The organism is Cryobacterium sp. Y57 (genome assembly GCF_002929505.1).
Taxonomy (GTDB): Bacteria; Actinomycetota; Actinomycetes; order Actinomycetales; family Microbacteriaceae; genus Cryobacterium.
In genome coordinates this window covers 19,902-43,779 of the sequence record NZ_PJJL01000054.1, presented here as the reverse complement: position 1 = coordinate 43,779, position 23,878 = coordinate 19,902, and the positions used below count along the sequence as shown (strand labels likewise).

At 64.9% G+C, this 23,878-nt stretch carries 26 protein-coding genes; 13 read left to right on the top strand and 13 right to left on the bottom strand.

Annotated elements, in window-relative coordinates; all coding sequences use genetic code 11:
* Window positions 1-9: 9 nt before the first annotated feature.
* Entirely contained in the window at window positions 10-519 is a 510-nt protein-coding gene (locus CXY72_RS04055; protein ID WP_104126419.1) for a hypothetical protein, read from the bottom strand.
* Window positions 520-557: 38 nt separating this feature from the next.
* On the opposite strand from CXY72_RS04055, the gene CXY72_RS04050 reads away from it, so the two are divergent.
* On the top strand, window positions 558-1,475 hold the full coding sequence (locus CXY72_RS04050) for a ribokinase (RefSeq protein WP_104126418.1): 918 nt from the start codon (window positions 558-560) through the stop codon (window positions 1,473-1,475).
* A gap of 281 nt (window positions 1,476-1,756) precedes the next feature.
* Here the strand turns inward: CXY72_RS04050 and CXY72_RS19465 are convergent, their stop codons facing one another.
* Entirely contained in the window at window positions 1,757-1,933 is a 177-nt protein-coding gene (locus tag CXY72_RS19465; protein ID WP_158252460.1) for a hypothetical protein, read from the bottom strand.
* A gap of 31 nt (window positions 1,934-1,964) precedes the next feature.
* On the opposite strand from CXY72_RS19465, the gene CXY72_RS04045 reads away from it, so the two are divergent.
* Window positions 1,965-3,368 (top strand): recombinase family protein, encoded by a 1,404-nt coding sequence (locus tag CXY72_RS04045; RefSeq protein WP_104126417.1) that lies wholly within the window; start codon window positions 1,965-1,967, stop codon window positions 3,366-3,368.
* Window positions 3,369-3,533: 165 nt separating this feature from the next.
* Here the strand turns inward: CXY72_RS04045 and CXY72_RS04035 are convergent, their stop codons facing one another.
* From CXY72_RS04035 to CXY72_RS04020, 5 genes are all read right to left on the bottom strand, one after another.
* Complete coding sequence (locus CXY72_RS04035; protein ID WP_233197648.1) at window positions 3,534-4,319, bottom strand: hypothetical protein; 786 nt, start codon at window positions 4,317-4,319, stop codon at window positions 3,534-3,536.
* Window positions 4,320-4,659: 340 nt separating this feature from the next.
* Complete coding sequence (locus tag CXY72_RS04030; RefSeq protein ID WP_104126415.1) at window positions 4,660-5,661, bottom strand: GTP pyrophosphokinase family protein; 1,002 nt, start codon at window positions 5,659-5,661, stop codon at window positions 4,660-4,662.
* On the bottom strand, window positions 5,613-6,908 hold the full coding sequence (locus tag CXY72_RS04025; RefSeq protein ID WP_233197650.1) for an HNH endonuclease signature motif containing protein: 1,296 nt from the start codon (window positions 6,906-6,908) through the stop codon (window positions 5,613-5,615). Before CXY72_RS04025 ends, CXY72_RS04030 begins: the two co-directional genes overlap by 49 nt.
* A complete protein-coding gene (locus CXY72_RS19975; RefSeq protein ID WP_233197647.1) occupies window positions 6,869-7,348 on the bottom strand; it encodes a hypothetical protein in 480 nt (159 codons plus the stop codon). The genes CXY72_RS04025 and CXY72_RS19975 overlap by 40 nt, the downstream gene beginning before the upstream one ends.
* Window positions 7,349-7,830: 482 nt before the next feature.
* Window positions 7,831-8,208 (bottom strand): sterol carrier family protein, encoded by a 378-nt coding sequence (locus tag CXY72_RS04020; RefSeq protein ID WP_104126413.1) that lies wholly within the window; start codon window positions 8,206-8,208, stop codon window positions 7,831-7,833.
* 52 nt (window positions 8,209-8,260) lie between these two features.
* Here CXY72_RS04020 and purD point away from each other — a divergent pair, with 52 nt between their 5' ends.
* Window positions 8,261-9,526 carry a phosphoribosylamine--glycine ligase gene (gene purD / locus CXY72_RS04015; RefSeq protein WP_104126412.1) on the top strand — a complete coding sequence of 422 codons (1,266 nt, stop codon included), beginning with the start codon at window positions 8,261-8,263 and terminating at the stop codon, window positions 9,524-9,526.
* 56 nt (window positions 9,527-9,582) lie between these two features.
* On the opposite strand, the gene CXY72_RS04010 is transcribed toward purD, so the two are convergent.
* Genes CXY72_RS04010 through CXY72_RS04000 form a run of 3 tightly spaced genes read right to left on the bottom strand, consistent with a single transcriptional unit; the run spans window position 9,583 to window position 13,726 of the window.
* Entirely contained in the window at window positions 9,583-11,109 is a 1,527-nt protein-coding gene (locus CXY72_RS04010; protein WP_233197646.1) for an acetyl-CoA carboxylase carboxyltransferase subunit alpha/beta, read from the bottom strand.
* A gap of 2 nt (window positions 11,110-11,111) precedes the next feature.
* Window positions 11,112-12,320, bottom strand: coding sequence for a CaiB/BaiF CoA-transferase family protein (locus CXY72_RS04005; protein WP_104126411.1), 1,209 nt, complete (start codon window positions 12,318-12,320; stop codon window positions 11,112-11,114).
* A gap of 38 nt (window positions 12,321-12,358) precedes the next feature.
* A complete protein-coding gene (locus CXY72_RS04000) occupies window positions 12,359-13,726 on the bottom strand; it encodes an SLC13 family permease (RefSeq protein WP_104126410.1) in 1,368 nt (455 codons plus the stop codon).
* 125 nt (window positions 13,727-13,851) lie between these two features.
* Here CXY72_RS04000 and CXY72_RS03995 point away from each other — a divergent pair, with 125 nt between their 5' ends.
* From CXY72_RS03995 to CXY72_RS03985, 3 genes are all read left to right on the top strand, one after another.
* Window positions 13,852-14,553, top strand: a complete 702-nt coding sequence (locus tag CXY72_RS03995) for a FadR/GntR family transcriptional regulator (protein WP_104126409.1) — start codon at window positions 13,852-13,854, stop codon at window positions 14,551-14,553.
* Between the two features lie 14 nt (window positions 14,554-14,567).
* A complete protein-coding gene (locus CXY72_RS03990) occupies window positions 14,568-15,518 on the top strand; it encodes a phosphoribosylaminoimidazolesuccinocarboxamide synthase (protein WP_104126408.1) in 951 nt (316 codons plus the stop codon).
* A gap of 111 nt (window positions 15,519-15,629) precedes the next feature.
* Window positions 15,630-16,481, top strand: coding sequence for a VOC family protein (locus CXY72_RS03985; protein WP_104126434.1), 852 nt, complete (start codon window positions 15,630-15,632; stop codon window positions 16,479-16,481).
* 41 nt (window positions 16,482-16,522) lie between these two features.
* On the opposite strand, the gene CXY72_RS03980 is transcribed toward CXY72_RS03985, so the two are convergent.
* The gene (locus CXY72_RS03980) at window positions 16,523-17,242 is read right to left on the bottom strand and encodes a TetR/AcrR family transcriptional regulator (RefSeq protein ID WP_104126407.1); all 720 of its coding nucleotides are present in this window, start codon (window positions 17,240-17,242) and stop codon (window positions 16,523-16,525) included.
* A 96-nt stretch (window positions 17,243-17,338) separates the two neighbouring features.
* Between CXY72_RS03980 and kynA the strand changes: the two genes are divergently transcribed.
* From kynA to purQ, 5 genes are all read left to right on the top strand, one after another.
* Window positions 17,339-18,193, top strand: coding sequence for a tryptophan 2,3-dioxygenase (gene kynA / locus CXY72_RS03975; RefSeq protein WP_104126406.1), 855 nt, complete (start codon window positions 17,339-17,341; stop codon window positions 18,191-18,193).
* Window positions 18,190-19,089 carry an amidohydrolase gene (locus CXY72_RS03970; protein ID WP_104126405.1) on the top strand — a complete coding sequence of 300 codons (900 nt, stop codon included), beginning with the start codon at window positions 18,190-18,192 and terminating at the stop codon, window positions 19,087-19,089. Before kynA ends, CXY72_RS03970 begins: the two co-directional genes overlap by 4 nt.
* Window positions 19,086-20,378 carry a kynureninase gene (locus tag CXY72_RS03965; protein WP_233197645.1) on the top strand — a complete coding sequence of 431 codons (1,293 nt, stop codon included), beginning with the start codon at window positions 19,086-19,088 and terminating at the stop codon, window positions 20,376-20,378. Before CXY72_RS03970 ends, CXY72_RS03965 begins: the two co-directional genes overlap by 4 nt.
* A 96-nt stretch (window positions 20,379-20,474) precedes the next feature.
* On the top strand, window positions 20,475-20,759 hold the full coding sequence (locus CXY72_RS03960; RefSeq protein WP_104126403.1) for a phosphoribosylformylglycinamidine synthase subunit PurS: 285 nt from the start codon (window positions 20,475-20,477) through the stop codon (window positions 20,757-20,759).
* Entirely contained in the window at window positions 20,759-21,457 is a 699-nt protein-coding gene (purQ, locus tag CXY72_RS03955; RefSeq protein WP_104126402.1) for a phosphoribosylformylglycinamidine synthase subunit PurQ, read from the top strand. Before CXY72_RS03960 ends, purQ begins: the two co-directional genes overlap by 1 nt.
* 230 nt (window positions 21,458-21,687) lie before the next feature.
* On the opposite strand, the gene CXY72_RS03950 is transcribed toward purQ, so the two are convergent.
* Together CXY72_RS03950 and CXY72_RS03945 are read right to left on the bottom strand one after the other, a co-directional pair.
* A complete protein-coding gene (locus CXY72_RS03950; RefSeq protein ID WP_104126401.1) occupies window positions 21,688-22,113 on the bottom strand; it encodes a (2Fe-2S) ferredoxin domain-containing protein in 426 nt (141 codons plus the stop codon).
* A 226-nt stretch (window positions 22,114-22,339) separates the two neighbouring features.
* Window positions 22,340-22,855: a hypothetical protein gene (locus tag CXY72_RS03945; RefSeq protein WP_104126400.1), complete on the bottom strand. Its 516-nt coding sequence runs from the start codon at window positions 22,853-22,855 to the stop codon at window positions 22,340-22,342.
* Window positions 22,856-22,901: 46 nt separating this feature from the next.
* On the opposite strand from CXY72_RS03945, the gene ykgO reads away from it, so the two are divergent.
* A complete protein-coding gene (gene ykgO / locus CXY72_RS03940; RefSeq protein ID WP_104126399.1) occupies window positions 22,902-23,024 on the top strand; it encodes a type B 50S ribosomal protein L36 in 123 nt (40 codons plus the stop codon).
* Window positions 23,025-23,402: 378 nt separating this feature from the next.
* Window positions 23,403-23,864 (top strand): DUF3817 domain-containing protein, encoded by a 462-nt coding sequence (locus CXY72_RS03935; RefSeq protein ID WP_104126398.1) that lies wholly within the window; start codon window positions 23,403-23,405, stop codon window positions 23,862-23,864.
* The last annotated feature ends 14 nt before the right edge of the window (window positions 23,865-23,878 follow it).

The following is a 23,878-nucleotide window of genomic DNA, read 5'->3' as shown; positions in this document are numbered from 1 at the left end:
GCAGCCTCTTTACTTCTCGTTGAACGCTTGAAAATCATCGGTGGGAGCGCCGGAGCCAGGCTCAGCGGTACGCAGTTCGTTGGTACGTGCTTCGTTCGCCCCCAGTCTATCGGCGACGACGGACACGTGCGATCGACCGATGATCCGGTCGATGATGAGGGCAACGACCGCGCCGAGCGTCGTGCCGACGGCGAGACCGCCGAGCAGCAGGAAACCGAAAATCTGCACCCGGTCGTACTCGTTGTTCTCGGGAAAGGAGATCGTGAGGATCAGGGCGAGCAGCACGCCGACAATGGCGCCGAGCAGCATGAAATTGCGGTACCGCGGCGCCCGATGCACGGTCACGGTCGCGTCCCCCAGTACGGTCTCGCTAGCGGACGCGCTGCCAGTTGCGCTGTCGGTCTCGCTGTCAGTCGGGCTGTCGGTCTCGCTGTCAGTCGGGCTGTCGGTCTCGCTGTCAGTCGGGCTGTCGGCAACGGTATCGTTCGACGGGTCCTGGGGCTGCTCGGTGGAACTCACCCGCTCATTGTCCCATGGACAGATGGAAGACTGGCTCTATGAACACGATTGCGGTACTCGGAAGCGCCAATATGGACCTCGTCGTACGCCAGGCGCGCCTCCCCCTGCCCGGTGAGACGATCTTCGGGGCCGGTTTCAGCACGGTCCCGGGCGGCAAGGGACTGAATCAGGCGGTTGCTGCCGCTCGACTCGGCGCGGACGTGACCTTTCTGGGAGCGGTGGGAGCGGATGCCTACGGAACCGAGCTGCGCGCGCTGCTGGTGAGCGAGGGCATCCGTTCTACCGAACTCGCCACAGCGGATGCCCCCACCGGCACCGCCCACATCTCCGTCGTGGACAGCGGCGAGAATTCCATCGTCGTGGTGTCGGGAGCCAACGCCACCGTCACCACTCTGAGTGTGGAGCAGCGCGCGGTCGTTGCCGATTCGTCGTTTCTGGTCATGCAGTGCGAGCTGCCGACCCGGGTATTGGTCGAGGGACTCGCGCTCGCTCGCGCGGCCGGTCTGTTCACGGTGCTGACCCCGGCGCCGGTGGTGCCGCTGCCGCCCGGCTTTCTCGCCTCGGTCGACCTCGTCGTGCCCAACCAGGGTGAAGCCGCCGAACTCACCGGGGAGAGCGACCCGGTTCGTGCGGCGGAGGTGCTCAGCGCCGGCGGCACCTGGGCGATCGTGACTTTGGGTTCGGAAGGATCGGTCGTGGCCTTCGACGGCGAAGCCCTGGGCCTCGCCCCGGCTCGCCCGGTGACGGCGGTCGATACGACTGCGGCGGGCGATACCTTCGTCGGAGCGCTCGTGGCGCACCTGGCGGTCGGTTACGTGCGCGGCACCGCGATCACGCCCGATCAGATGATCGAGAGCGTGCGGTACGCCACGATCGCGTCCTCGATCGCGGTGACCCGCGCCGGGGCCACCACCTCGATGCCCGCCCAAGCCGAGGTTGACGCAATCCTCCACTAGCGCTCGAGCGCACAACAAAAACCCGATTGGGTAGCTCTACCGGGCTCTTTCGCGCTCTCCCGGTTCAGGAGTGGGTGCGGCGTGCGGGGTCACGGCAGCAGAATCCGGTGCGAGGGATTCTGCATCGACGTCATGCCGAAGGCCGCCCATCCCGAACGTGTCATCCACATCAGCAAACGGGACCTCCACCCCTGCCAAGCGTGTGTCCAGGTCAGAGCCTCGGAACGTCGTCCGTGACGGCGGCGCGAGCTTGATTCGCCTGCAGTAGCAAGGTGAGGGTGTTACTTGTTCCAGGTGGGTTTTTCGACGGATGTGGCCGCGCGGTTTTGGCCGGCGGGGCGCCAGGTTTCGGTGGGGTCGAAGACGAGGGGGCCGCGGATCCAGGGTCGGCCGTCTCGCATGTCGATATCCCAGCCGGAGGTCTCGATGCTGGCATGGCCGGCGTTACACAGCAGCACCGCGTTAACGATCAGTTGCTAATGTGACCTTATGACCAAGAGCGCTCACGCAGCGATTTACGCCCGCATCTCACGCGATGTTACCGGCGAAGGTTTGGGCGTAGAGCGCCAGCTCGCGGACTGCCGACAACTGGCCGCCGACCGCGGCTGGACTGTCGCGGAGGAGTACGTGGACAACGACATCTCCGCCTACAAGGGCAAGCGTCGCCCATCCTATGAGCGGATGCTCGAGGACATCGCCGCCGGACAGCGTGACGCGGTGATCGTCTACAACACCGACCGGTTGACCCGCCGCCCGATCGAACTCGAAGAGTTCGTGCAAATCTGCGAATCCGCTGGGGTGCAGCAATTTGCCACCGTCACAGCCGACATCAATCTCGGCAATGACGACGGCATGTTCATGGCGCGCATCCTCGCCGCCGTTGCCGCGAAAGAGTCGGGCCGGAAGTCGGAACGGCAGAAGCGCAAGGCCCGCGAAACAGCCGAGGCTGGAAAGCCCAACGGGGGGAATCTTCGCCCGTTCGGGTACGAGCGCGACCAATTGACTGTCGTCGAATCCGAAGCTGTCGTGGTCCGCATCCTCGCGGGGCGTTACCTTGCGGGCGAGTCGTTGATGTCGCTGACGAGTTGGTTGCAGGAGGAGGGTGTGTCCTCAGTGGCGGGGATGCCGTGGCGGACGAGCGCACTCCGCCAGACGCTTACCAATCCCAGAATCGCTGGACTGCGGGCTCACAACGGTGAGGTCGTCGCCACGGCGGTATGGCCGGCCATCATAACGCCGGCCACACACGAACAACTGGTGGCGATGTTCGCCCGAAAGAAGGTCACGGGACGACGCGCCCCCCGCCGCTATCTGCTGTCGGGCCTTCTGCGCTGTGGCAAATGCGGGAACAAGCTTTTCAGCGCCGCACGCCAGGACACCCGCCGCTACGTATGTATGTCCGGACCCGACCACGGCGGCTGCGGGAAGTTGACCATCGTCGCAGCGCCGGTCGAGGAATGGCTCGCGGAAGCCGTGCTTCTGCGCGTGGACAGTCCCGCGATGACGGATGCCCTCGCAGGACGAGTCGCCTCCGACGAGCGCCACGCTGCGCTTCTGGCTTCCTTAGAAGCAGACCGAGCGCAGGCGAAGGAACTTGCTGAGCTGTGGTCGGCCAAAGTCATCTCCACGGAGGAGTGGAAAGCCGCCCGTGAACCACTGCAGACTCGGATATTCAACACCGATCGGCAACTGGCGCAGCTCACGGGCACCAACACTCTCGACGGCGTTGTTGGCCACGGTGAAGAACTCCGCACAAGCTGGGAGTCCTTGAATCTCACCAGGCAGGCAGCGATCGTCGCCGCCGTCCTCGACTACGCCACCATCACGCCAAAGACCAGCTCCGGACGCTCCACAGTGGACCCGAACCGAATCATTGCAACTTGGCGGCTGTGAGCGCCGGGGGGCTGCGGTCGCCGCTCCGCGGCGCTCCCGCAGCATCCCGACCCCTCATCAGGACGCCCAACTGGGCAACAACCCCGGCATCGGTGACCACCACGGGCACTCCCTGGGCCAGACAAGACGCTTCAAGCCACACCTTGAGAGCTTCACGATCGACGCTCATCGGCCCCACTGCGCCCAAATAGCCGGGGGAGCTTTCCAGTCCTCCACCGTGGACGATGACCATTGGGAGGACGGCTCGCCCCCAAAAATGCTCGATACCTGAGCGAGTACATCGGTTGCAGAATCGCCCGTCACAACGACCGGTTGTGGTTGGAACCCTTGCCCGACGTCATAGCGGTGTAGGCCCAACACGCGAGCGTCCGGGTCAGTGAACGTTTTGGCCACGTACTTTGACAGGTAGCCAGCGGCGACCCTCGCTTCGGATAGAGACCCCGAACCGACCGGCAGGTTCCCCAGGAGCTTTATGTGCACGAACCCGTGCCCCCAGGCTTGCTCGATCAATTTCCTCTGGACGAATCGACCGACCGCGAAATGGGCATGCAATCCGTGCCCGGTCTTGTGCCACTCCGGTACCCACACATACGGGAACGCCTCGCCGCCGAGCTGGGTGCGGAGGGAACGAAAGAATTCGCCCAGATGTTCCCGAACGACTTCGGGATCATGGCATCCGTCGCCGCGATAGGTGAGCGTTCCGAGTCGGTTCAGCCGATTGGCAGCGCAATAGCGGCGTAGACGAGCGCGGGCACGTCGGCCAGCTTCAATGGCCGCCCGCTCCGGATCCGCCGCGAAGCCGCGGGCCACGTACTCAGGCGTGCGACGGCTGGCTGAGATGATCGTCCCGCCGCCCTCGTGCGCATCGACGTAGAGCGAAAACGTCCACCGCGGGCCGGAGCGACGCAACGGGTTGAGACGTGGAAGTGGGTCAGTGAAAACAGTAGGCAAGTGGACCTTCTCGATGGCAGCGAAATATGGAAGGTCACATCCATAAGCTGCTGCCCAACGAGCGATGGGCGCCTGACCTATGGCGTCGCTCAACCCCTCCGAGTAGGGTCCCTCTACAAATTGGTTTATGCGGCAGGCTCCTCGGAGGCACCCGTTTATTCCGCTACTCGCCCCAAGGCGGTATCTGCAAACCCATGTCTAGCAGACCAAACGACGACCTTGTCATTCCCACAGCAAACCCCAACCTTAAGCACCGTGGTTCTGCCGCGGGCTAGTGGCCCTGCGGGCCTCTAGCCCTTGCCATCAGGTTTGTTTTTCTGTTCCGAGTTATGTTGCTTATTCAAGTAAAGCGGCGCGCTGCGCGCGCGCACATGTCGAGGAAGACTTGGTCGTCCTCGGAGGTGGCCGGGGATAGTTCATCCCGCACCAAACCGAATGATCCATCTCGCGAAGCCACTCTGTACAGATACAGGTAGAAGAGACCGATGCCACCTGAAAAGCTGGCGAATCGTTCGCAGTCCCCCCGCTCGCCGCTAGTATCTGGCAGGTTGAGCCAATCAACCGCCACTGTGCTGACTGCCGCGGAATGCTGTTCGAGAGCCTCTCGAACGTCACCGAGGGTCTTATAGCCAAATCGGATTAGCTCTTGGGCCCGCGCCCCAGCGAATCTCGGTGTAATCGATTCGAGAGGGGCTCCGTACTGGGTTGAAATACTCGTGTCCAGGTCGTTCATCGCGGAGTCTTCTTGAACAAATGCCATGATCGATTCTTGGTTGATCTCGGCATCCCCACCACCTTGAATCCTTTTCGTGACGTCTTCTGCGTACTTGATTGCAGCATTCCTGATGCTTTTGAATTCCTCATCCGCGAGTTCAAGAAGTCCAGCTAATCTGGAAAATCGACGACGCAGCGGTTGTGGGATGGCATCCGGTGACTTATACCCGAGGTCGTGTTCTATCTCGGCCCACGTATGTTGCAAGATTGATCGGATCTGTATCTCGAACTTTAGTCCCGCATATCGAGCGTATTCCGGGAGTTGAATTCGTGCGCTGTTTAAGGAAACAACGTAGTGAAGCGAGAGGTACCCGAAGCGATCGGGATCCAGCAGCGTACGCTTATCTACCGAATAAGTCTCGTCTACGGCAAAATGCTCCTCTATTTCTAAGCCTACGAGGTCCACTTGATCAGCAAAATATGTGATTATCCGGAGACCCAAAAGGTCATGCAATCCTTCTATACCCGCCAATCTTGCACCTTGACGAGTGCCCTTCGTGACAGCGCTTGACTTGGTTTTTACGCGACTTGAGATTGTGTGAATGGGGATGTTGGCGGCCAGCAACATCTGCTCGACGATGGACTCCGTAACCGGACCAAAAGCCTTGTACCGGCCAATTTTCGTCTCATAGTCATCCTGTAATTCCAACGTGTCCAATGGTGCCCCCAACCAATGCCAACCAAATGGCGAATTACCTGCACTCTACCGTCAAGTGGGGTGAGGTCGTATTGACGATTTTTGCCGTTGTCGATATCGGTGCGGCCACCCTCACGCCATGGTTTCAGGTGGTGTACCTGGGTGAGCTGGGGTGGCACGGTGCAGCCGGGGATGACGCAGCCGCCGTCCCGGACAGCCAACGCTCGGCGTTGCTGGGCGGTGAAGAATCGGTTACTGGTGCCGAGGTGCAGGATCTTGCCGTTGTGGCCGAACAGCACCGGTTGATACCCGCCGGCGCAGATCAATTCGTCGACCTGGGTGGTGGTGAGCGGTCCGTCGATGCCGCCGATCCAGCCGGCGCCGCGGCCAGTGAGGAGGTCGTTGATGTTGATGCGCACGAGCACGGTGGGCGCCGCGCCGCCCATGGTCGGGGCACCCGGGTGCCGTGCGGCGGCTTCGAACACTGCGCGGAGGATGCCAGCCTGTTTTTCGCTGCGCGAGCGGGTGTCGTCGGGTTGCTGCGGGCACGGATCGTGCACGTCTGGACTCGGCGGGTCGAAACTGAGCGGGTCGGGTGGGTCGCTGCCCAGCCTGTCGCCGACCTCGCCGACTTCGCCGGCCGCGACGACCTCGACGCTCGTTTCCGAAGCTGGCTTGTCGTTGCTTTCGGTTTCACGAAACGCGACCCGGGCACGCGGAGTGCTGTCGAAGACTCGGGTCGTGCCGGGAACCGGGGTCGCGGTGTTTTCGGCCCCGGGGACCGGGTTGGCCGCCGCGGCGGAGAGGAAAGCGTCGAAGACGTTGCTGACAATGGCTCGATCGAGGGTGGTGAACCAGCCGTTTAGGCTGTAGCCGCCGTTACTGAGGTTACCGAAGGTCAGCCAGCTGCGCCGCTCGGGCGGGGTTTCGCCGGGCGCGGTGCCGTCGGGGGCGAGGCGGGCCTTCCATTGGATGCCCTGCTGCCGCAGCAACTCCGGCGCGAACGCGATACCGGCACCGGGAAGCCCCTCGGTTTCAGGGGCGATCGCGCCGGAGCCGCTGGCGACCAAGGAACGTTCCACCCGGTCGAGATCCTCCACCAGGACGGAGGATCGCAGGCCGTCGAGCACCGACACGATCACGCGCGCCTGCTCGAGCCCGAGTTTCCCACACTGCAGTGCTTCACCGAGAACGGGGTAGGTGGGGGGCGGCCGAGGAGCATCCGCTGGCCGGCTTTCTCGCCGAGCGCGGACCGCTGGCGAACCTCGGCTCGGGACAGCCGGGCGAGGGTGCAGATCAGGTCTACGCCGCTGCGACAGCCGAGGCGACGGGCCAGCGTCGGCGCGGCCTGAGCGGTAGATGCCTGAGCGGTAGATGCCTGAGCAGTAGATACCTGAGCAGTAGATACCTGAGCAGCGGCGCTCTGGGCCGCGGCAGCATCGAAATACACGGACCGGCGCAGCACATCTGTGGTGGAAAGCACCCGGGCACCATCGAGCACCCGGCCCACACTTTCCAGCGCGAGCAGCACGGTCAGCGATTCTTCATCACCGAGCAGCCCGAACGACACACCACGCAACGCCGCCAATAGAATCTCCCGAGCCTGCTCCACCGCCACAATCACGGGTGTGAACTGGACTCACTCGGGTTTTCCATGAACATGGGCGCCATTGCCTCCTTTGCACCATTTTACCGCGAATCGAACACAAAAACGAGAAAACCTCAGAAGTATTCCAGGTTCCAAATTGGGGCGATCGATGCAAATTCGCGATGGTAGCTGCTAATTCTGCATGGTATTCCCTTGGCCAGCCCTCGTGATTCACCGCCGCGGCGGTCTGGCTTCTATCGAAGTCATAAACGATTCTTCGTCAGAATTAAGCCCCCGAACAATTTCGCCGGCCCCACGGCTCGACACAGCCAATTCTCCGCCACCGATGAATGACCGCAACGGTCATCGTCACTGAGTTGGCTCGTGGTCTCCCTGCACCCTGACGACCCTGACGACCCTGCACCCTGACGACCCTGCACCCCGACGACTGTGCACCGCGACGACTGTGCACCACCTTCCGCCCGTGCCTCGCTGGCATCGAAACTCAACGCTCAGGGGAGGGGCAGCACCGGCACATGCCCGATCAGGGTGGCCCGGGACCCGGAGGCGTGGATGGCGCCGCTCGCCAGGCCGTCCGCCCAAGGCAGGGCGCCGGTGGCGAGCGCGAGCCAGGTAACGGCATCCGTTTCGATGACGTTGGGCGGTGTGCCGCGGGTGTGGCGCGGGCCGGCGACACACTGCACGGCGCCGAACGGCGGCACGCGCACCTCGAGGGTGTTGCCCTCAGCCTGTTCGGCCAGCAGCTGCAGGGTGTAGCGCACGGCTTGCGCCCGGATGTCCCGGCTCGCGCTGGTACCCGCAGCGACCGCCGCGAGGGCCGCTCGCACGGCCGCCCGGCCGGCTCCGTCGTCGATGCGCGCTCGTGCCATGCTTCCAGTCTGCCCGATCCGCCGGGCCCGGGGCATCGGGTAGCCTGAAGTGGTGAAAATTCTGGTCCTTGGTTCCGGTGCCCGCGAGCACGCCATCATCACCGCGCTGCTTCGTGAGCAGCCGCGACCGAGCGTCGTATGCGCTCCCGGCAACGTCGGTATCGCCGCCGAAGTTGCGGTTGTAACGCTTGACCCCAACGACCCGGTCGCCGTCACCGACTATGCCGTGTTGAACAGCATCGAACTCGTCGTCATCGGCCCGGAGGCCCCGCTCGTGGCCGGAGTCGCTGACGCCTTGCGTGCCCGCGCTATCGCCGTATTCGGGCCCGACCGGGCCGCCGCTGCCCTCGAGGGCAGCAAGACCTTCGCCAAACGCATCATGGATGAGGCCGGGGTTCCCACCGGCCGCGCCGTGCGCGCGGGCTCACTCGCCGAAACCGAGGCTGCGCTCGACGAGTTCGGAGCGCCCTACGTGGTCAAGGCCGACGGCCTCGCCGCCGGCAAGGGCGTGCTGGTCACATCGGATCACGCCGCAGCCCTCGCCCACGCCACCTTCTGGCTCGAACACGGCAGCGTGCTCATCGAAGAGTTCCTCGACGGCCAGGAGATCTCGCTGTTTCTGCTCAGCGACGGCCACAGCGTGTTACCGCTCTCGCCCGCCCAGGACTACAAACGCGCCCTCGACCATGACGCCGGCCCGAACACCGGCGGCATGGGCGCGTACTCGCCGCTGCCCTGGCTCGACGCCCGGTTCGGCAGCGAGAACGAGTTCGTCGACGAGATCATCGAGACGGTGGCGTTGCCGACGATCCGCCAGCTCGCCGCCGAGGGAACCCCGTTCGTCGGGTTGCTCTACTGCGGACTTATTTTGACGGATGCCGGCATTCGCGTCATCGAATTCAACGCGCGTTTCGGAGATCCAGAGACCCAGGTCGTGCTGCCGCGCCTGATCACTCCGCTGTCTGGCCTGCTGCTGGCCGCCGCGACCGGCGTGCTCGGCGGGCTGCCCCGGCCCGAGTTCTCCGCCGACGTGGCCGTGACCGTGGTCGTCGCGAGCGAAAATTACCCAGAAACCCCGCTGGTCGGGCGCGAGATCACCGGATTGGACGGCGCGCTGCGGGTGCCCGGCGTCACGATCGCACACGCCGCGACGGCGGCTCGGGGTGACACGATCGTGTCCACCGGCGGCCGAGTGCTCAGCGTCGTCGCCGTGGGCGCCTCATTCCTCGAGGCCCGCGCGCGCGCCTACGAGGCGCTCAGGCAGGTGTCGCTCGCGGGCTCACACTATCGAACCGACATCGCCGCCCGCGTCGCCTGACTGACGCCGCGACGCCGCGCGACAGGCGATGGCGGGGCCATCGCCTGTCAGCGAGCTCAGGTGCGTCGACCCATGGCCCGAAACTTTGCTACCCGGCGCGGCAGCAGCTCGTCTACCGGCACGCGTGCGAGTGTGGACAGCTCGTACTCGATGGCCGCCGCCATCCGCTGGCAGAATGCGCGGCCTTCCTTCGCTGCATCCGGGCGCTCGTCGACGATGTGGTCGACGATGCCGTTGGCACAGAGCGACGCAACGTTCACGCCCTGTGCTTCCGACATAGCCGGGGCGAATTCCGTCGTTCGGTGCACGATGGCGCTCGCGCCCTCGGGCGGCAGCGGGGACAGCCAGGAATGCTGCGCGGCGATGGTGCGGTCGGCCGGTAACAGTGCGAGCGCCCCACCGCCCGCTCCTTGGCCGAGTAAGACCGACACACTGGCCGACCGCAGGCCGATGAGCTCGTGCAGGGAGCGGGCGATTTCACCGGCCATCCCACCCTCCTCGGACTCTTGCGACAGGGCGGCCCCGGCCGTATCGATCACGGTGAGCAGCGGCAGCCCGAGTTCCTCGGCGAGGCGCATACCCCGGCGGGCCTCGCGCAGCGACCCCGGGCCCATCGCGGTGTCGCGTGACGGCCGCGGACGGATGTGACCCAGAACGATGCAACTCTGCTGCCCGAAGCGCGCCAGAGCGAGCATGAGCCCCGGGTCGTTCTCGCCCTCGCCCGTGCCGTTGAGCGGCAGCACGTCATGGGCGCCATAGGCGAGCAGCTGGCGCAGGTCGGGCCGACGCGGGTTCCGCGAGATTTCGATGGATGCCCACGCTCCAGCGGGAGCGGGCCGCACCTGCAGGCTCTCCGGGGCCGCCACCGGGGTGGTCGCCTTGCCGGTGAGGATGGTGAGCGCCCGGTCGACGATTTCCGGCAGCTGCTCCGGCGGCACGACGGCATCGATCAGGCCGTGGTTGAACAGGTTTTCGGAGACCTGCACATTTTCCGGAAACTTTTTTCCATAAAGTGCTTCATAGACCCGCGGGCCCAGGAACCCGAGCAGCGCGCCCGGCTCCGCCACCGTGACGTGCCCGAGCGATCCCCACGATGCCATCACCCCGCCCGTAGTGGGGTGCCGCAGGTAGACGAGATACGGATGCCCCGCCTGCCGGTGCGCCCGCACTGCGGCAGTGATCTTCACCATGGAGAGAAAGGCGAGCGTGCCCTCCTGCATGCGGGTACCGCCGGAGGCCGGCCCGGCCAGTACCGGCAGCCCCTCGCGGGTGGCGCGTTCGATCGCGTCGACGATCCGGTCCGCGGCGGAGAGCCCGATGGAGCCGGCCAGGAACGCGAACTCGCTCACCACGATCACTACCCGATGCCCGCGGATCAGACCCTCACCCGTCAGCACGGATTCGTCGGTCCCGCTCTTCTGCCGAGCCTTCACCAGAGCCAGCCGGTACGCCTCGTCCGGGTCGGGATCGACCACGGGCTGGTCCCAGCTCGAAAACGATCCGTCGTCGAGTACCACCCCAATGAGTTCGGCGGCGCTGAGGTGACGGGTTTTCGGTTCGGTCAACGCGTTATCATTCGGCACGGTCAGATCCCTTCCACTGCGCGATTGAGCCAGTCACGTATTTCGCTGCCGTGCTGGTTGAGCACCGGCGGAGCAGAGTGCGTGGTGTTGGTCGTCTCGGCGGTGTCGGCGGGGCTGAAGAACCGCAGCGGCGGGCCCGGGAGGCTGATCTTGCCGAGCACGTCATGCTCGACGTCGATCAGCAGTCTCTGCGACAGCGCCTGGTCCCACTGGTAGACCTCATCCAATGAGCGCACCTTTCCGGCCGGAAGCCCGGCCTCGCCGAGCTTGTGCAGTAGCGGCGCGGCGTCGAAATGGGCGAAGGCATCCGTTATCGCCGCCTTGAGGCTCTCCCGGTTGCGCACGCGATGGGCGTTGGTGGCCCACTCGGCCCGGGCAGGATCAAAGCCGAACTCGGCCGCGAAGGTGGCCCAGAGCTTCTCACTGCCGATACTGATCTGCACGCTGCCGTCGCGGCACGCGAACAGGCCGTAGGGCGCGATCGACGGATGGTGATTGCCCTGAGCCTCGGGCACCTCGCCCGCCACGGTGGCGCGGGTGCCCTGAAAGGCGTGCACTCCCACGAGTGCGGCCAAAAGCGAGGTGCGAACGATCTGCCCCTCCCCCGTTCGCTCGCGCTGCAGTAAGGCTGCAAGGAGCCCGAAGGCGCCGTACATTCCCGAGAGCAGATCGGCGATCGGTACCCCCACCCGTTGCGGGTCGTCTGGGCCGGATCCGGTGAGAGACATGAGGCCGGCTTCACCCTGCAGAATCTGGTCGTAGCCGCTGCGGCTCGACTCGGGGCCGTCGTGGCCGAACCCGGTGATCGAGAGGATCACGAGCGACGGGTTGAGCTCGTGCATCGCCTCGGGCGAGAATCCGAGGCGATCCAGAACGCCGGGGCGGAAGTTCTCGACCACCACGTCGGCGCGTAGCAGCAGGTCGCGCAGCACCGCGCGGCCGTCGTCGCTCTTCAGGTCGAGGGCGATTGACTCTTTGTTGCGGTTGCAGGAGAGGAAATACGTGGATTGCAGGTTGTCGTCGGGACCGACGAACGGCGGACCCCAGCCCCGGGTATCGTCTCCCGTTCCAGGATTTTCCACCTTGATGACGCGTGCCCCGAGGTCGGCGAGCATCATGCTCGCATGCGGCCCGGCGAGGGCACGACTCAGGTCGACGACCAGATAGCCCTCGAGTGGACCTCGTGCTCGGGTCTGGGTGTCCGTGCTCATAGTCAGTCCTCTTTCAATGTGCGGTATGCGGGGTGCGTCTACAACCAGCCGGGCAGGACCAGTACCGCCCAGGCGATGGCGGGGCCGGCCACCACGACGATGCCGCTGTAGGCCAGGATCTGTTTGTAGAAACGATCCTTGTCGACGTCGTCGGGGGCGTTGGCCAGCACGAGAGCGCCGTTCGTAGAGAACGGCGACACGTCCACGATGGTCGATGCCACGGCGAGGGCGCAGATCACGCCGATCGCCCCGATTTCGCCGCTGGCCAGGAACGGGACGGCAAGGGGAATGAGGGCAGCCAGGATGGCGGTCGACGAGGCGAAGGCCGAGACGATGGCACCGATATAGCAAATAAGCAGCGCCGCCAGCAGGGGCATACCCAGGTTGGCTACGGCATCCGACACGTATGCGATGGTGCCGGCCTCTTCGAGCACGCCCACGAAGGTGAGCATGCCGCAGATGAGCAGCACGGTCGACCAGCTGATCTTGTTGACGGCACCCTTTTGCGCCGCGGGCGAGACCAGGGCGAGGATGACGGCGATGGTGATGGCCACGAAACCGACATCGACCTTGAAACCGAGTGCGATGACGGCCAGGGCGATGAGGCCGGCCACGGTGATCAGCTGAGGAATGCGTTCCGCACGGGTCGATCTCTCCTGTGCGCCGTCACCGGCGGGGTCGCGGGGGCCGTAGATGCCGGAGCCGAAGCCCTTGAATGCCACGTCGCCACCGGCCCGGGCGCCCACGCTGACCGCCATCCGCGCTTCGGCGGCCTGCTCCACGAAGTGTCCGACCCGGCTCGAGAGGAGCTTCCGGCCACCGAGCACGATGAACAGTACGACGGCGATCAGGAAGTTGAAGATGAGGCTCGACAGGAATACCGCCGTGGGGCTCGCATCGAGCCCCGTGGTCGAGATGAGGCTGTTGACGATCACGCCGTAGACGGCGATGGGCGAGAATCCGCCGCCCTGCGCTCCGTGAATCACCATCATGCCCATGAGCAGGGGGCTGATCTTGTACTTGCGGGCGAAGCCGAGCGCGATCGGCGCCACGATGGCCACCGCGGCCGGGGACAGTGCACCAACGGCGGTGATCACGGCCGTGATGATGAACATGATCCAGGGGATGAGAGCTACCCGTCCACCGACCAGTCGAACCGATCCGCGCACGAGCAGGTCGATCGTGCCGTTGCCCTGCGCGATCGCGAAGAGGTACGTGACCCCCACGAGGGTCAGGAAGAGCCCGCCGGGAAAATTGGCGAGGATGTCAGCGGTCTCCATGCCGAGAAAGACGGTGCCGAGCAGGAAAGCACCAACGAAAGCCAACGCCCCCATATTGACGGGCAGTAGCGTAGCGGTCAGAAACATCACCGCCAGGATGATGATCGAGATGATGGGAGCGGACATCCTTGTTCCTCCATGATTTAAGCGAATGTGGGCTATTGGCTCACTGGACTAGCCTCCTAGATAGTAGGTGAGTTTGTCAACGTCCGTGTACCCTAGGGTCACACTTCGATGCGGGAGGCACACGCGTGGCCCAGGAACTAGAACCCCAGCCCCTGTCGCGCGTGTCGAAACCGCGGCTGTACGAACAGCTCGTGGCGCAGCTTTTGTCATACATCGAATCGGCTCACCTGGGCCCCGGCGACCTGTTGCCCGCCGAACGCGATCTCGCGGAACGTCTCGGCGTCTCGCGCGCCACCCTGGCGCAGGCGCTCGTCGCCCTCGAGGTGCTTGGAGTCATCGATGTTCAGCACGGCACCGGAGCCGTGCTTGTCTACCGGCCCAGCATCGCAACGGTGATCAAGGGTCTCCGCGACCACCGAAACCGGCTGCCGGAAATCGTCGAGGCCCGCAGCACCCTCGAGGGGAAGCTGGCCGAGCTCGCCGCGCTGCGGCGAACCGCTGCCGACCTGGCGGCGATCGAGAACGCCGTGCAGATCATGGCCGAGGAAATCGCGGTCGGCAACCGCGGCGCGCACGGCGACGAACTCTTTCACCAGGCCGTCACGGCCGCCGCCCACTCCCCCGTACTGGCCCAGCTCATGACGTTCATCGCCGAGATGATTCTCGAAACGAGATTGGAGTCCCTGGCCCAGCCCGGCCGGCCCGAGCAGTCCCTGGCCTCGCACCGCACGATCATCGCGGCGATCCGGGCGCAGGACGTCACGGCCGCGAGCGCGGCGATGCTCTCGCACATCGAGCTCGTCTCCGACGTTGCCCTGCTGAAGTAAGAGAGAATACAAGCGTGACCGAATCCGCGCAGCCCACAGCATCCGTCGCCCGCGATCTGCCCGGATGGCTTCATGCCTATTCGGGCAAGGTGCGGGACCTCTATATTCCCACCGACGGGACGACGGATGCCCCGGCCGATCTGATGAGCGCCTCCCGGGTACTCGTGGTCGCCAGCGACCGGGTGAGCGCGTTCGACCATGTGCTGGCGCCGGGTATCCCGGGCAAGGGCGAGCTGCTCACGACCCTCAGCCTGTGGTGGTTCGACCGCTTGACCGGCATCCCCAATCACCTCGTCGCCGACCACGAACAGGTCGGCAGCACCGTGCACGAGCTCATCCCCGCGCCCGTCGCCGGCCGGGCAATGCTCTGCCGCACCCTCGACATGTACCCGATCGAATGCGTTGTGCGCGGGTACCTGACGGGCAGCGGCTGGAAGGAATATGCCCAGTCGCAGTCGGTGTGCGGCATCGCGCTGCCGGCCGGCCTCGAGAACGGCGACCGCCTGCCGGAACCCATCTACACCCCCGCGTGGAAGGCTCCACGGGGCGAGCACGACGAGAACATCACGTTCGAACGCACGATCGAACTCGTCGGACCGGGCATTGCCGCCGAGCTCCGCGGCCTCTCCCTCACCCTCTTCGCCACCGCCGGAGCGATCGCCGAGAAGGCCGGCGTCATTCTCGCCGACACCAAGTTCGAATTCGGCGCCGACCGGCAGACCGGCATGACCGTGCTCGCCGACGAGGTGCTCACGAGCGACTCCAGCCGGTACTGGGACGCCGACGCCTGGCACACGGGCACGACACCCGACGAACGCATGGCGAGCTTCGACAAGCAGATCGTGCGCGACTGGCTCGCCGCCCACTGGGACGGTACCGGTGCCCCGCCCGAGCTGCCGGCCGAGATCGTGGAGCAGACCGCGGCCCGCTATCGCGAACTGCTCGAGCGCCTCACCAGCGCCTGAACCGCACACCCGGGTACGGATGCTCTCGGATAGCGGAATAGCTTCGGCAGTGCCTGAGTTGTGCCTGCTGTGACCCCACATGCGAATGACCTGCTGGCCGCCGAAACCGGAATGGGCGCGGTGACTTTGCGCGTGGGCAACCTCGACGCCATGCTCGCCTACTACCGCGACATCGTGACGCTCGAGTTACAGCGCCACGACGGGCCGGTCGCCGTGCTCGGGCGTGGCCGGATACCGCTGGTGATTCTGCAGCACGCGCCCGAGCTTGCCGCTGCCGAACCGCGCTCGGCGGGGCTCTACCACACGGCCATCCTCTTCAACACGCAGGCCGATCTTGCCGCCGCCGTCTTCTCGATCGGCACGAAGTCCCCGGGAACGTTCACGGGCAGTGCCGACCACTTGGTCAGCCAGGCTTTCTACTTCACCGACCCTGAGGGAAACGGCATCGAGTTGTACTGGGACCGCGACCGCACCCTGTGGAGCTGGGCCCACGGCCAGGTCGAAATGGCCTCGCTTCACCTCGACCCGAACGCCTTCATTTCTGAGCACCTGTCGGCCGAGCCGAGTGAAGGCACCGCCGTCGTCGGTCATGTGCACCTCTCGGTCGGAGACGTCGCGAGCGCTCGCGAGTTCTACGTGAACCGTCTCGGCTTCGAGGCGACCGCGAACTTCGGCCCCTCTGCACTGTTCGTCTCAGCCGGGGGCTACCATCACCACATGGCCATGAACACCTGGGAGAGCTCGGGCAGCGGCAAACGCCGCCTAGCGCTGGGCCTCGGCGAGATCAGCATCATCGTGCCCGGTACCGATGACATCGGCGCCCTTGCCGAGCGCATGGCCCACTACAACGTGGGCACCAGCCACGACGGACAGACACTCGCATTTGACGACCCATGGGCCAACCGCATCCGGGTGCGCGCCGGCACGTCGGCATCCGCTGAAAACCCGGTCGCGACGGTCTAGACGCGCGCAGCGCCGAGCTATGCCAAACAGCACCCGGTGATTCAGCGGGCGGCGCGGGCGGCGCGGCGGGTGAGACCGTGCACGGTGGCCTGGTAGTCCTTGACGTTGAGCGGGCGGCCGGGCAGCTTGGGCCGGGGTGCGTCGGCCGCACGCAGGCCGTCAAGCACGATGGAGAGCTGACGACGCCACTGGCCGGCATAGCCGGCGCCGAGGCCACCCAGCGATCCGACCATGGTGACGAGCACAGCAAGGTCGACCGCGTCGACGTCTCGGCGCAACGTGCCATCTTTTTTCGCACGGGCCACGAGACTCGCGATGAAACCGTCGAACTCGGCGGCGGGTCGGGCTGACGGGTCCAGCTGGGCCATGCGCCGTAGGATCGGCGGCAGTGCCGGATCGGCGACGAGCCATTCCGCGACCCGTTCGGTGTAGATCACGAGCGCTTCCCACGCGTTGGGCGCCGCCTCGATCTCCCCGCGCACCACGTGTAATTCGGCGAGCGCGAGGTCATAGAGCGCGCGCACAAGGTCGTCTCTGGTGGGAAAGTTGCGATAGAGAGTCGCTACACCAACCTCGGCCTGACGCGCGATCTCCTCGAGCGAAGCGTCGATGCCATGCTGCGCAAACTGGACACGAGCCGTCACCACGAGACGGTCTCGATTCAACCGGGCGTCTCGGCGACGGGGCGGAAGCGGCGCGGTTCGCTCGGGCGCAGTCGGGGCTGGCACGCCATCCTGGGGCTTTCGGGTCGGCGGGGTCATGCGCTCCAGTCTAGAACCGAGACCTGCACGGTTCGCCGTGGTGTTGCGCCCGCAGCCGCAACCTGCGCACAATTTGGACAAGCCGAATGGAAACCGATGACTCTCAAGAACAACACTCGCGAATTCGACCCCGAGATCGTGACCGATTTTCGAGAAAAGATGAGCTACGGGGCCTATCTCGACCTGCCCACGCTCCTCGCTGCCCAGAAACCGGTGAGCGTTCCGGAACACCACGACGAGTTGCTTTTCATCATCCAGCACCAGACCACCGAGCTCTGGCTCAAGCTTGTGCTGCACGAACTCCAAGCGGCCATCGAGGCACTGCGGCAGGATCAGCTCGCGCCAGCCCTCAAGGGAATCGCTAGGGTCAAGCACGTTCAGCGCACGCTCACCGAGCAATGGTCGGTGCTCGCAACCCTCACGCCCACCGAATACGCGCAGTTCCGGCATGTCCTCGGCAACTCCAGCGGGTTCCAGTCATACCAATACCGCGCGGTCGAGTTCGCGCTCGGCAACAAAAATCGCCGTATGCTCACCGTTTTTGAAGCGGATGCCGCCGCCAACGCCCTACTGACCGCCACCCTCGAAGCGCCCAGCCTCTACGACGAGTTCCTGCGCTATCTGCACCGAGCCGGCTTCGACATTCCCGCCTCAGTGCTCGAGCGCGACGTCACCGAAGCCTGGACCTTCCACCCCGAGCTCGTGCATATCTTTCGCGAAATATATGAGAATGCTTCCGAGCACTGGGCTGCCTATGAGGCCTGCGAAGAACTCGTCGATCTGGAAGACAATTTTCAGCTCTGGCGGTTTCGTCACCTCAAAACGGTGCAGCGCATCATCGGGATGAAGCACGGCACCGGGGGCTCGAGCGGCGCGGCCTTTTTGCAGAAGGCCCTTGAACTCACTTTTTTCCCCGAACTGTTCGCCGTGCGCACGGAGATTGGCGCGTGAGCGCTCATTTTCAGGTCGGACGCGGCACCGTGCTGCCGGGCTTTCTCGATGCGCACGTGCACCTCGCGCTGATCGACGGGACTGTTCTACCCAGCGGTGGAATCGCCCGAGTACTCGACCTTGGCGGCTGGCTGCCTGACGACCTCCGCGCTTCCCTGCCCGATCTTGCATACGCGAACCAGTTTATGACCGCTCCAGGCGGCTACCCCCGCCACTCCAGCTGGGCCGAGCCCGGCTGGAGCTACGCGGTCGCCACGGCAGCGGATGCCGATACCGCGGTCGACCTGCAGGTGGGGGCCGGGGCATCCGTTCTAAAAATCACGCTCAACTCCGTCGACGGGCCGGTGCTCGGCACCGAGGCTCTGGCCGCTGTCGTCGGCCGGGCACACGAGCTAAGGATGCCGGTCGTCGCGCACGCCGAGGGTGCGCGGCAGGCCGGTCGCGCGTTCGTGGCCGGAGTGGATGCGTTCGCCCACACCCCGTTCTCCGAGCAACTCGCCGACGATCTCGTGACCGCGATGGCGGCACGCATGACCTGGATCAGCACGCTGGACATGCACGGCTGGGGTCACCCCACCCCCGCATTCGAGATTGCGAGCGATAATCTGCGCCGGTTCCACGCGGCCGGCGGCCGGGTGCTGTACGGTACCGATCTCGGCAACGGCCCGCTGCCGCTCGGGCTGAACTCCCGGGAAATCGCGGCACTGCTCGGCGTCGGCCCGACCCCCAGCGACATCCTGACCGCGCTCTGTTCGCCGGCACCGCTCGGCCTGACCCTGGGCGATAATCGGGTGACCTTCATTCCGGGCGAGCGGCCGCAGGACCCACGGGATTTCACCGACTGGCTCGTCACCGCCCGCGCCCTCACCCGCTCCGAACTCGAGGTTCTCGCATGACACCCACTATGAACGGCGCGACCGGCCTCGACGTCCCCCTCGCTTTTGCCCGGCGGATGGACCGCATCGACGGTCTGGCACATTATCGCGCCAGATTTCTGGGAACAGACGCCGACCCCGAAACCGCCAACCCGCGCTCCTACCTCGACGGCAACTCCCTCGGCCGCCCGCTACGGGCCAGCGCCGAGCGTATCGCCGATTTTCTCGCGCGAGACTGGGGCACCCGACTCATTCGCGGCTGGGACGAGCAGTGGATGGACCTGCCCCTGCAGATCGGTGACGACCTCGGCCTGGCCTGCCTTGGCGCCGAAGCCGGCCAGGTTTTCATCGGCGACTCGACCACCGTGCTGCTCTACAAACTGGCCAGGGCCGCCGTGGATTCACGGCCGCACCGTACCGAAATCGTGCTTGACAGCGACAACTTTCCCACCGACCGCTACGTTCTGGAAGGCATCGCGCGCGAACGCGGCCTGACGCTCCGGTGGATCGAATCCGATACCGAGGGCGGCGTCACCGCCGAACACGTGCGCAACGTCGTCGGCCCGCAGACCTCGCTCGTGCTGCTCAGCCACGTGGCCTACCGTTCCGGCTACCTCGCCGACATGCAGGCCATCACGGCCGTCGCCCACGAGCATGATGCCCTCGTGCTCTGGGACCTGAGCCACTCGGTCGGCTCTGTTCCGATCGAACTCGACCGCTGCAACGTCGATCTCGCGGTCGGCTGCTCCTACAAATACCTGAGCGGGGGCCCGGGCGCTCCGGCCTTCGGGTATGTGAAAAGCGACCTGCAGGCTGTACTGACCCAGCCGATTCAGGGCTGGATGGGTTCTCAAGCCATCTTCGAAATGGGGCCGGAGTATCAGCCGGCCACCGGCATCCGTCGATTCATGAGCGGCACGCCCGCCGTGGTGGGCATGCTCGCCCTGCAGGACGCCATTGCCCTGCTGGGCGAAGCCACGATCGGGTCGGTACGAGCCAAGTCGGTCGCGCTGACCGAGTTTGCGATCACCCTCGTTGATGCGTGGCTCGCGCCGATGGGGGTCACCGTCGCCTCGCCGCGCGAGCAGACCCATCGCGGCGGGCACGTGACCATCAACCATCCGCTGATGCGCCAGGTCACAAAGATTCTGTGGGACAACGATGTGATTCCAGATTTTCGGGCACCCAACGGGCTGCGGCTCGGCCTCGCCCCGCTCAGCACAAGCTTCGTCGAGACCTACGACGGGGTGGCCGCTGTCCGCGACGTACTGCGCGGCATTCTGCTCGGCCGGAGTGGCGTAGCCGAGTAGGGCGACACCGAAGCGGGCCGGTGCGGCCCGCCTCGGCCTGTAGAATCGGAGTGATTTGCCACGACTATTAGCCCCAGACTGTATGCGGAGTGCCCAGTGCCAACGATCGTCGTCGAAGTAATGCCCAAGGCCGAGTTGCTTGACCCCCAGGGCAAGGCCATCGCCGGCGCCCTCGGTCGCCTCGGTCAGACCCAGACAGCGCTGGCCAACATCAGCGGCGTGCGCGTCGGCAAGCGCTTCGAAATTTCCATCGATGGCGCCGCGGATGCCGATGTCCTGGCCGCCGTGCGCGTGCTCGCAGACTCGGTGCTGTCCAACTCCGTGATCGAGGACGTCGTCGGCATCCACGTGCAAGACGCTCCTTCGTCAGCGGTCGCCTGATGCGCATCGGCGTCGTCACCTTTCCCGGCTCACTCGATGATCGCGACGCAGCGCGCGCCATCCGCCTGGCCGGCGCCGACGCCGTGGCCCTCTGGCACGGCGACCATGACCTGCACGGCGTTGACGCCCTGGTACTGCCCGGCGGGTTCAGCTACGGCGACTACCTGCGGGCCGGCGCCATCGCCAGCCTCTCGCCGATCATGACCGAAGTCATCGACGCGGCGAACCAGGGAATGCCCGTGCTGGGCATCTGCAACGGATTCCAAATGCTCACCGAGGCCCACCTGCTCGACGGCGGACTCATTCGAAACGACAAGGGCCGCTTCATCTGCCGCGACCAGGGCCTGCGCATCGAGAACAACACGAGCGACTGGACGACCGGCTTCGCCGCCAACGCCGAGATCGTCATTCCGCTCAAGAACGGCGAGGGCTCGTTCATGGCCTCCGACGAGACCCTTAAAGCGCTCGAGGGCGAGGGCCGCATCGTGGCCCGTTACATCGGCGGCAACCCGAACGGGTCACTGAACGACATCGCCGGCGTCACCAACGCCCGCGGCAACGTCGTCGGCCTCATGCCACACCCCGAGCACGCCGTTGAGGCCGGGTTCGGCCCTGACACCGACGACGCCATGGCGAGCGGCGTCGACGGTCTCACCTTCTTCACCTCGGTGATTGCCCGGGTGCTCGTCGCGCGCTAGCCGATGCCCTCCCACAGCCTGCCCTACCCGTGTGCGTCGCGCTTGCACTGGCGTGGGAGTGCTGTTCGACAACCGGCGGTCACAGACCAGCATCCACCTGTTCACGGATCGTTCTTGCGCGACGGCGCGTGAGACATATTCATGTAGACGCCGCCGCGGAAAAGTTCATCGACCATCTGAGCGATCCGGCGTGAACGAGTCTCGGGGCCCTTGGCCGTACGGCCCAAAAGTCAGTGCAGAGGGCTGTGCGCGCGGATAGGTGTGCCGATCCCGAGGATGGCGCTGTGCAGCACGGGTGGCATGCTCAGTGCCGGTTCGTCGATGCGTGTCGGGCCGCCGGATGCTATCCAGGCCAGAAGGGCCTCCAGGGCGTCGGGCTGCTCCATTCCGCCCAGCCACACCGACGGCCCGGTGACTCCCGTGCTTCCCTCACGGCGGGCCACCGCCGCGATCGCTCCTTGGGCGCAGGCGCCCAGACATTCTGTGGAGACAAGGACACCGCCTGTGCCGGTCGTAATCGTCGACCGCAAGCGGTCGGCACCATCTTGACCGGCGGCTAGTCGGTGGAGCGCACTGCAACGATGCCCCGCACACACGGCGACCAGTGGGCCGCTGGCTCCCTGGTCGATCGGGGACGAAGCTTGGGTGTGTTTCATGGTGGTACTCCATTCTGTTCTGTCGTACGAATGTCTTCTCGGTGAAGCGTCAGTTCGAATCCAGGTCCCAGGCAGGGAAAGGATCGGCCAGGCATTTCCATTCGCTGGGAGCATTGAGAAATTCACGATCGCTGACAAATTCGCGATCGGTGAGTAGGCAGGCGTCGAGGTTGGCGGTGAGCGTGGCTGCGTCGAAGTCTTTGCCGAAGAAAGCAATTTCCTGGCCTTACGGCGGCTCAGGGTCGTGGCTGCCCATGGTGGTCGGTTCGAAACCGATGGTAGAACCGGCGCTGGACAAATCAGTTTTATTGATGACCACGACGCTGGCCCATTCGATCTGCTCGACCAGTGCGTCGGCAATTGTGCGGTCGTTCTCTCCGTACGTGAGGCAGGACACCGCAGGAATCGGTGCACGAGCATCGCTGCGAAGGTCCTCCCAGAACGTGGACGCGTCCAGCCCGCTCACTAAACTGCCGAGGCGAAGTGCTTCAATACGGGGTCTCAGAGCACCATCGTCGACAGCAGCGATAACCGACACGGTTACCTCGATCGGCACTGCGGACGGGTGGATCTCCAACATCACGTCACTCCGAGTGATGCTGGCTATGACTTCGGATACGGCGCTTCGCCCGGAACCGGCGAGACTGAGCGAGGTCGCGCCGCTGCCTCGCACTATGGATGATTTGCCGGCACCGGGCAGTCCGCTGATGAGGTTCACGGTGAAAATACGTGGCTGGGTCATGACTGCTACTCTAATTGATAATTGTTATCAATAAGTCGAGGTGGCTATGAAAGTTCGAAATCCCCTCAAAGCGCTCAAGAAACTCCCGGGCGCACAGATCGTGCATCGCCGGGGACGAGTGTTCGTGATCAATAAGAAAAACCCACGCTTGAAAGCCCGTCAGGGTTAGCAGAGTGGTGCTGAAGACGGTTTGGTCGAGGAAGGTGACGATCACGAGAGTCCGTGTTCGGTCGCGTCTATCTGCGCCTAAAGGCCAGGGATCGTGGCGTGCATACTCTCGCAATAGTTGAAGACCGTGCGCGGCGATGGAGGGTGACCGCGGCTTCTTCGAGACGCAGCCGCGTTTCACAGCGCTTGTGGTTACGCAGCCCGAGGTGTGATGTAACCATCACGAGGAGAATTCGGGCGCACACTGTGTTTTGCGTGATCGCAAAATTTCAGTCACGTGGGTTTTTCGGCGACGGGTCAGGACGTCTGGAACGGGGGCTTATTCAGGTGCGGCTGCGACGATGGACGTCTCCTCCCCCGCCACGAGTCGAAAGTCACCATGACCCCGCGTCTGCTGTTCCGTTCCGTCGCTATCGCCGAAGCCATTACCTGGGCACTACTCATCGCCGGGATGCTCATGAAGTACGTTCTCGAGGTCGGCGAGATCGGGGTGCAGATCGGCGGTTTTGTGCACGGCCTCGTCTTCATCGCCTTCGGAATGACAGCCCTCCTGGTGGGCGTCAACCAGCACTGGAACTTTCGGCTCACCGCGATAGCGATGGTGACCGCAATCGTTCCCTTCGGCACGATCCCTCTCGACCGCCGATTCGAGAAGAATGGGCTGCTGAACGGAGAGTGGCGGCAAACCCGCACCGCCGACCCTCGAGATCACACCCGGGTCAGCGCGCTGCTCCGCTGGATGCTGGCTCGGCCGGTGCTGCTCGCCTGCATCATGGGGATCGCCCTGGTGTCGATCATGGCCACGCTGCTTTCGATCGGTCCGCCCGGCGGCATCAGTTAGCGTTCTACGCCATG

Excerpts from the sequence above, each read along its gene's own strand:
- CXY72_RS04045 (WP_104126417.1), top strand. The coding sequence starts at position 1,965 with ATGACCAAGAGCGCTCACGCAGCGATTTACGCCCGCATCTCACGCGAT.
- CXY72_RS04030 (WP_104126415.1), bottom strand. The coding sequence starts at position 5,661 with ATGTTGCTGGCCGCCAACATCCCCATTCACACAATCTCAAGTCGCGTA.
- CXY72_RS04050 (WP_104126418.1), top strand. The coding sequence starts at position 558 with ATGAACACGATTGCGGTACTCGGAAGCGCCAATATGGACCTCGTCGTA.
- ykgO (WP_104126399.1), top strand. The coding sequence starts at position 22,902 with ATGAAAGTTCGAAATCCCCTCAAAGCGCTCAAGAAACTCCCGGGCGCA.
- CXY72_RS04020 (WP_104126413.1), bottom strand. The coding sequence starts at position 8,208 with ATGGCACGAGCGCGCATCGACGACGGAGCCGGCCGGGCGGCCGTGCGA.
- CXY72_RS04000 (WP_104126410.1), bottom strand. The coding sequence starts at position 13,726 with ATGTCCGCTCCCATCATCTCGATCATCATCCTGGCGGTGATGTTTCTG.
- CXY72_RS03965 (WP_233197645.1), top strand. The coding sequence starts at position 19,086 with ATGACACCCACTATGAACGGCGCGACCGGCCTCGACGTCCCCCTCGCT.
- CXY72_RS03980 (WP_104126407.1), bottom strand. The coding sequence starts at position 17,242 with ATGACCCCGCCGACCCGAAAGCCCCAGGATGGCGTGCCAGCCCCGACT.
- CXY72_RS03950 (WP_104126401.1), bottom strand. The coding sequence starts at position 22,113 with ATGAAACACACCCAAGCTTCGTCCCCGATCGACCAGGGAGCCAGCGGC.
- CXY72_RS03935 (WP_104126398.1), top strand. The coding sequence starts at position 23,403 with ATGACCCCGCGTCTGCTGTTCCGTTCCGTCGCTATCGCCGAAGCCATT.
- CXY72_RS04005 (WP_104126411.1), bottom strand. The coding sequence starts at position 12,320 with ATGAGCACGGACACCCAGACCCGAGCACGAGGTCCACTCGAGGGCTAT.
- CXY72_RS03985 (WP_104126434.1), top strand. The coding sequence starts at position 15,630 with ATGGGCGCGGTGACTTTGCGCGTGGGCAACCTCGACGCCATGCTCGCC.
- kynA (WP_104126406.1), top strand. The coding sequence starts at position 17,339 with ATGACTCTCAAGAACAACACTCGCGAATTCGACCCCGAGATCGTGACC.
- purQ (WP_104126402.1), top strand. The coding sequence starts at position 20,759 with ATGCGCATCGGCGTCGTCACCTTTCCCGGCTCACTCGATGATCGCGAC.
- CXY72_RS03945 (WP_104126400.1), bottom strand. The coding sequence starts at position 22,855 with ATGACCCAGCCACGTATTTTCACCGTGAACCTCATCAGCGGACTGCCC.